Source organism: Streptomyces apricus, from assembly GCF_008369065.1.
Taxonomy (GTDB): Bacteria; Actinomycetota; Actinomycetes; order Streptomycetales; family Streptomycetaceae; genus Streptomyces; species Streptomyces apricus.
On the sequence record NZ_VDFC01000047.1, the window covers coordinates 546,632 to 551,535 of the forward strand.

Sequence of the window (4,904 nt, forward strand, 5' to 3'; positions counted from 1 at the left end):
GTCCCGCACGAAGAAGCCCTCTTCTCCTCCCCCGTCCCCGCGGCCTCCCGGCGGGAGTTACACCCAGGTGGTGAACCGTGCCTCGGGCCGCTGCCTGGACATCGCGGGCGGCGAGCTGGAGAAGGGCACGGACGTCGTCACGGCGCCCTGCTCCTCGTCCCGCACCCAGCGCTGGCGGGTGGACGCCGCGAGCGGGGCGCTGCGGTCGTACGCCGACCCGGACTTCTGCCTGGACAGCCGCGGGGCGACCGACGACGGCGTGGGCATCTGGGAGTGCGACTCGCTGGACGGCCGCAACGGCCCGAACCTGCGGTTCGCGGTGACCTCGACGGGCGTGCTGCGCCCGGCCATCGCTCCGGGCCACGCGCTGACGCCGGTCGGCGACAGCGCCCTGGACCTGGCCCCGGACACGGGCGGCACGATCCAGCGATGGCGGGCGGGCACGACCTGAACCGTCCCGTTCCGTACCGTTCCGTCCGGCTACCCGGCGGCCAGGTCGCACCACACGTACTTGCCGCGGTTGCCGAGCCGGAACAGCGGCTGCCAGCCCCAGGCGTCGGAGCAGGCGCGGACCAGGTGGAGCCCCCGCCCGCCCTCGGCGTCCGCCGGGTCCGCCGGCGCTCCGGGCGGCTCGGGCGGTTCGGGGTCCGCGTCCCAGGCGCCGATCTGCAGGACCCCCACCGCCCAGCGGACGCGGAGGCCGGCGGGGCCTTTGGTGTGCAGCACGGCGTTGGCGACGAGCTCCGCCGCGAGGAGTTCGGCGGTGTCGGCGAGCCGGATCAGCCCGTGCAGGGTGAGGATCAGCCGGAGGGTACGACGGCAGACGGTGACCCCGCGTCCCAGGGCTGCTGCAAACCCCCGACTACGCCCGCGCGGTCTTCCGTTACATGCGACCGGAGTTGCCCGAGAGCGAGCTTGCGACTCGGGTGCAGCACCGAATGCGACGAAGCACCGTGATCGAGGGCGCCGACCATACCCCGTACGAGACGATCGTCCACGAATTCGCCCTGCGGGTTCGAGTCGCCGACCGAAAGACTTCCCTCAGCCAGCTCCGACACATCCTGGAACAGATCGAGCGAGGGCACGCCACCGTGCGCGTCGTACCCACCGATCAGGACAACTTCGCCGGCGCCGACGCCTCGATGATGCATATGGGCGGCCCGCTGCCCCAACTGGACACCGTTCTCCGGGACTTCCCCACCGGTACCATGTTCATCGACGCCGAGGCCCAATTGAGAGGGCTCCAAACACTCTTCCGCAAAGTGGAAAAGATGTCGTTGTCCCCTACGGACTCACGAGACTTCATCCACCACATGACCAAGGAGTTGTGAACCGCGCATGAATCATGCCCTGCACTGGCAAAAGTCCACGTTCTCTGGCGGCGGCGAGGGAAACACCTGCGTCGAGGTCGCCTCTGGCCCTGGATCTCTCCACCTCCGCGAAAGCGAATCCCCCGAAATAGAACTCACCACCACCAACACCCCCATAGCCCACCTCATACGCACCGTAAAGGCAGGCGCGTTCAGCCACCCTCGGGGCTGACGAGCAACTCCAGAAAGCCGACCCCGCGGGCGTCCGTCCCACCACGACGAGGGACACTCCCCGGCGGATGCACCCTTCCACGCAGGTCGCCGGAGGCCATTTGCCCATGGATTACTGGGCAGTTGGCTTCGGAGTTTCGTGGTAGCGTCCTTGTTCGGAGGGACAGTGCAACCTGAAAGGGAAATCGTGAACACGGAAAAGATCGCCGCTCGCCGCCTCTCGCTGGAAGAGGTAACGAAACTCGGCGTGAAGGACAGGATATTCGTTTCCGCCGACACGGCAGACCTCAAGGTTCCCGGCTGTTATGTTCCTGCTTTTCTGACCAAGTCCGGTGAGGATTTCGAGGGCGGCTCGGTCATGGCGAGGACCATCTTCCAGGAAGAGGTCGCCTGCCTTCCTGACGACGAGAACGAAGCCGGAATCTACCTGGCCGACGAAAACGGCTCGGCGACCATCGAGGTCCTCCAGTCCGCCGGCGTCGTACTGGACCTGGCGCTTTTCGTCCCCGGTGGGGACAAGGGCGCCCTCTCGGCCCTTTACGCCGCGGCCCGGCAGGCGTTCGGCGCCGATGTCGTACAGATCTGGCGCCAGGCCCTCAAGGAGGTTCCCGACGTCAAGGTCGACATCTTCGAGGAGCAGATTCCCCGAGGACGCAAGGGGGGCGACAGTCCCAAGCGTGACCGTCGCGCGATCGACACCTACCCCACCCGCGCGGACTTCATCGAATTCTCCGCAGGATGGAAGCCGGTCGTCGAGATCCACAAGCCGATCGTCGACGACACCCCGACCATCTGAGACCGTGAGGTTGCGCGACTGACCACGGTCGGCAGGTTCTCCGCGAGCACCCTCCTGCTCGCGGAGTCACTGCCGGGGAGCGGCTCGTCGGGCCTCCCAGAGGGAGCGGAGTTCGGCTGTCGCCCGCCGCGCCATCTCATGGCGCTCCCGCCGCGGGGCGGGGACCCGGGGGCCGGCCAGGTCCCGGCCGTCGAGGGACCGTGCGGGGACGGCGGTCCAGTCGGGCCGGTCCACCACGGCGACGTGACCGGCCTCGTGCGCCGCTTCGTCCCGCCAGTCGTCGGGCGGTGCCATGAGGACGCGGAGTGAGTGTTCGTCGAGCCACTCCAGGCCCAGCACCTGCCTGCCCCCTTCGTGCTCGATGAGGGAAACGACCGAGCCCTTCTTGATGTGCAGGAGCAGGAGTTCGCCCTCGAAGAAGTAGCCGCCGTCGTACTGCCCGGTGCCTATCGCGAGCAGCGGACGCGTGGGGTGGAGGGCCATCGCGTGCACGGGGAAGCGTGAGCGGACGAGCGCCTTGCGGACGAAGTGGCGGCTGTCGTGGACCGCGACCGGCGTGATGGCACTGTGCGCGTCCGTTCCGGCCACCGCCAGGAGATCGCGCTGCTCGTCGTGGGCGACCAGGAGCGGGTCGCCGATCCCGAGGAAGCCCCAGTCGTCGGGCGGATGTCCTTTTGCGCTGACCATGCCGCGATCTTCTCAAACGCCCGGTTCGGGCTCGGCTCCGCGCTGTCCCGCGCGGACCGCGGATCAGCCGGTGGGGCGGTCTCCCCAGACGTCCTGGAGGGCCGGGGCCACGTCTTCGCCGAGGACGAAGTGCATCGTCCTGCCCGGGAGGGTAGGGAGTTCGGCCCAGTGGGTCACCGTCTCCTCGCTGTCCAGACCGTGGGGCAGGCGTACGACCCCGTCGGAGTCGACGAAGCAGTCCTTGTGCTGCGTGCCGTCCTCGGCGAAGTGCAAGGTCGTGTAGTACATCGGCCTCACCAACCAGAACTCCTCCCCCGGCCCCGCATCGGGCCCGGGGCCGTCGGCCGGGTACCGGCCGGTGATCGCCGCCGCCACCGGCATGCCGTCCCGCGGCACTCCGTCGCGTACGTCGACCCAGGTCACCCGGCTGCTCTGATCCGTCATCCGCATTCCCGCCCACGTTCCCGTTCCGTGCAAACTCGGCATCAGGTAGGACCGCACGGCGTTTTCGAAGGTTGCTCGGGCGCGGGCCCGATCTCAGGGCGTGGGCACCACTGACGCCGTGCGTCCCGGCGGTGGGAGATCCGCCGTGCTCACCGCCCGGCGCCGCCCCGCCCTCCGAAGACCTCGGTGCCCTTCCGCCACACCGCCGCGGCCAGCGGTACCCCCGGCCGGTACGCCAGGTGTACGTGGCTCGGGGCGTCGAGGAGGACCAGGTCGGCCCGGGCGCCGGGGACCAGGCGGCCGATGTCCGTGCGGCGCAGGGCCGCGGCCCCGCCCGCCGTGGCCGACCACACCGCCTCGTCCGGGGTCATCCCCATGTCCCGTACCGCCAGCGCGATGCAGAACGGGACCGAGGACGTGAAGGACGAGCCCGGGTTGCAGTCCGTCGAGAGCGCGACCGTGGCGCCCGCGTCGAGCAGGCGGCGCGCGTCGGGCCACTCGGCGCGCGTGGAGAACTCCGCGCCGGGCAGCAGCGTCGCCACCGTACGTCCGTTCGCGAGGGCGTCGACGTCGGCGTCGGTCAGGTGCGTGCAGTGGTCGGCGCTGGCCGCGTCCAGCTCCACCGCGAGCTGCACGCCGGGACCGTACGAGAGCTGGTTGGCGTGGATGCGCGGATGCAGCCCCTTCGCCCGGCCCGCCGTGAGGATCGCGCGGGCCTGGTCCCCGTCGAAGGCGCCCTTCTCGCAGAAGACGTCGATCCAACGGGCGTACGGGGCGCACGCGTCGAGCATCTCGCCGGTGACGAGCGCGACGTACGCGGCCGGGTCGTCCGCGTGGTCGGGGGAGACGATGTGCGCGCCGAGGTAGGTGACCTCCTCGGTGTGCGCGGACGCGATGCGCAGGGCGCGCGCCTCGTCCTCGATCGTCAACCCGTAGCCCGACTTGGTCTCGAACGTGGTCGTGCCCTGGCGCAGCGCCTCGTCGAGGTGGCGGGTGAGGTTGCGCTCCAGCTCCTCGTCGCTCGCGGCGCGGGTGGCGGCGACGGTGGTGCGGATGCCGCCGGCGCTGTAGGCGCGGCCGGACATGCGGGCGTTGAACTCCTGCGTGCGGTCGCCCGCGAAGACGAGGTGCGAGTGGGAGTCGACGAAGCCGGGGATCACCGCGCGGCCGCCGGCGTCGACCCGATTGTCAGTGGCGGGTGCTTCTCTTGAATCACCGGTCCACGCGATGCGGTCGCCGTCGATGACGACGGCCGCGTCCTGGATCAGCCCGAGCGGGGACCCTCCCCCATTCTCGAATTTACTCGAACGGGGGGACCCCCACCCGAGGGAGGGATCGTTGGTGACCAGACTGGCGATGTTGGTGATGAGGGTCGTGTTGCCGGTCATGCCGGTACTGCTGGTTCCGCTGCTCATGGCGTCCTTGAGGGTGATCGG

8 protein-coding genes are annotated in these 4,904 nt (G+C 69.8%); 4 read left to right on the top strand and 4 right to left on the bottom strand.

Going from position 1 to position 4,904, the window contains the following annotated elements; genetic code table 11:
- On the top strand, nucleotides 1–451 hold a 451-nt coding region (locus FGF04_RS41340; RefSeq protein WP_235882541.1), incomplete at its 5' end, for an RICIN domain-containing protein.
- 29 nt (nucleotides 452–480) lie between these two features.
- On the opposite strand, the gene FGF04_RS28855 is transcribed toward FGF04_RS41340, so the two are convergent.
- On the bottom strand, nucleotides 481–843 hold the full coding sequence (locus FGF04_RS28855) for an ATP-binding protein (RefSeq protein WP_149514237.1): 363 nt from the start codon (nucleotides 841–843) through the stop codon (nucleotides 481–483).
- 44 nt (nucleotides 844–887) lie between these two features.
- Here FGF04_RS28855 and FGF04_RS28860 point away from each other — a divergent pair, with 44 nt between their 5' ends.
- The 3 genes from FGF04_RS28860 to FGF04_RS28870 all read left to right on the top strand — a co-directional run bounded on the left by FGF04_RS28860 (nucleotide 888) and on the right by FGF04_RS28870 (nucleotide 2,337).
- A complete protein-coding gene (locus FGF04_RS28860; protein WP_328596415.1) occupies nucleotides 888–1,331 on the top strand; it encodes a DUF5753 domain-containing protein in 444 nt (147 codons plus the stop codon).
- A 7-nt stretch (nucleotides 1,332–1,338) separates the two neighbouring features.
- A complete protein-coding gene (locus FGF04_RS28865) occupies nucleotides 1,339–1,542 on the top strand; it encodes a DUF397 domain-containing protein (RefSeq protein WP_149514238.1) in 204 nt (67 codons plus the stop codon).
- Between the two features lie 186 nt (nucleotides 1,543–1,728).
- Nucleotides 1,729–2,337: a hypothetical protein gene (locus FGF04_RS28870; protein ID WP_149514239.1), complete on the top strand. Its 609-nt coding sequence runs from the start codon at nucleotides 1,729–1,731 to the stop codon at nucleotides 2,335–2,337.
- A gap of 66 nt (nucleotides 2,338–2,403) precedes the next feature.
- Here FGF04_RS28870 and FGF04_RS28875 read toward each other — a convergent pair whose 3' ends face one another.
- From FGF04_RS28875 to hutI, 3 genes are all read right to left on the bottom strand, one after another.
- The gene (locus tag FGF04_RS28875) at nucleotides 2,404–3,024 is read right to left on the bottom strand and encodes a hypothetical protein (RefSeq protein ID WP_149514240.1); all 621 of its coding nucleotides are present in this window, start codon (nucleotides 3,022–3,024) and stop codon (nucleotides 2,404–2,406) included.
- 63 nt (nucleotides 3,025–3,087) lie between these two features.
- The gene (locus tag FGF04_RS28880) at nucleotides 3,088–3,468 is read right to left on the bottom strand and encodes an AQJ64_40280 family protein (protein WP_149514241.1); all 381 of its coding nucleotides are present in this window, start codon (nucleotides 3,466–3,468) and stop codon (nucleotides 3,088–3,090) included.
- Between the two features lie 149 nt (nucleotides 3,469–3,617).
- Complete coding sequence (hutI, locus tag FGF04_RS28885; RefSeq protein WP_149514242.1) at nucleotides 3,618–4,883, bottom strand: imidazolonepropionase; 1,266 nt, start codon at nucleotides 4,881–4,883, stop codon at nucleotides 3,618–3,620.
- Nucleotides 4,884–4,904: the final 21 nt, after the last annotated feature.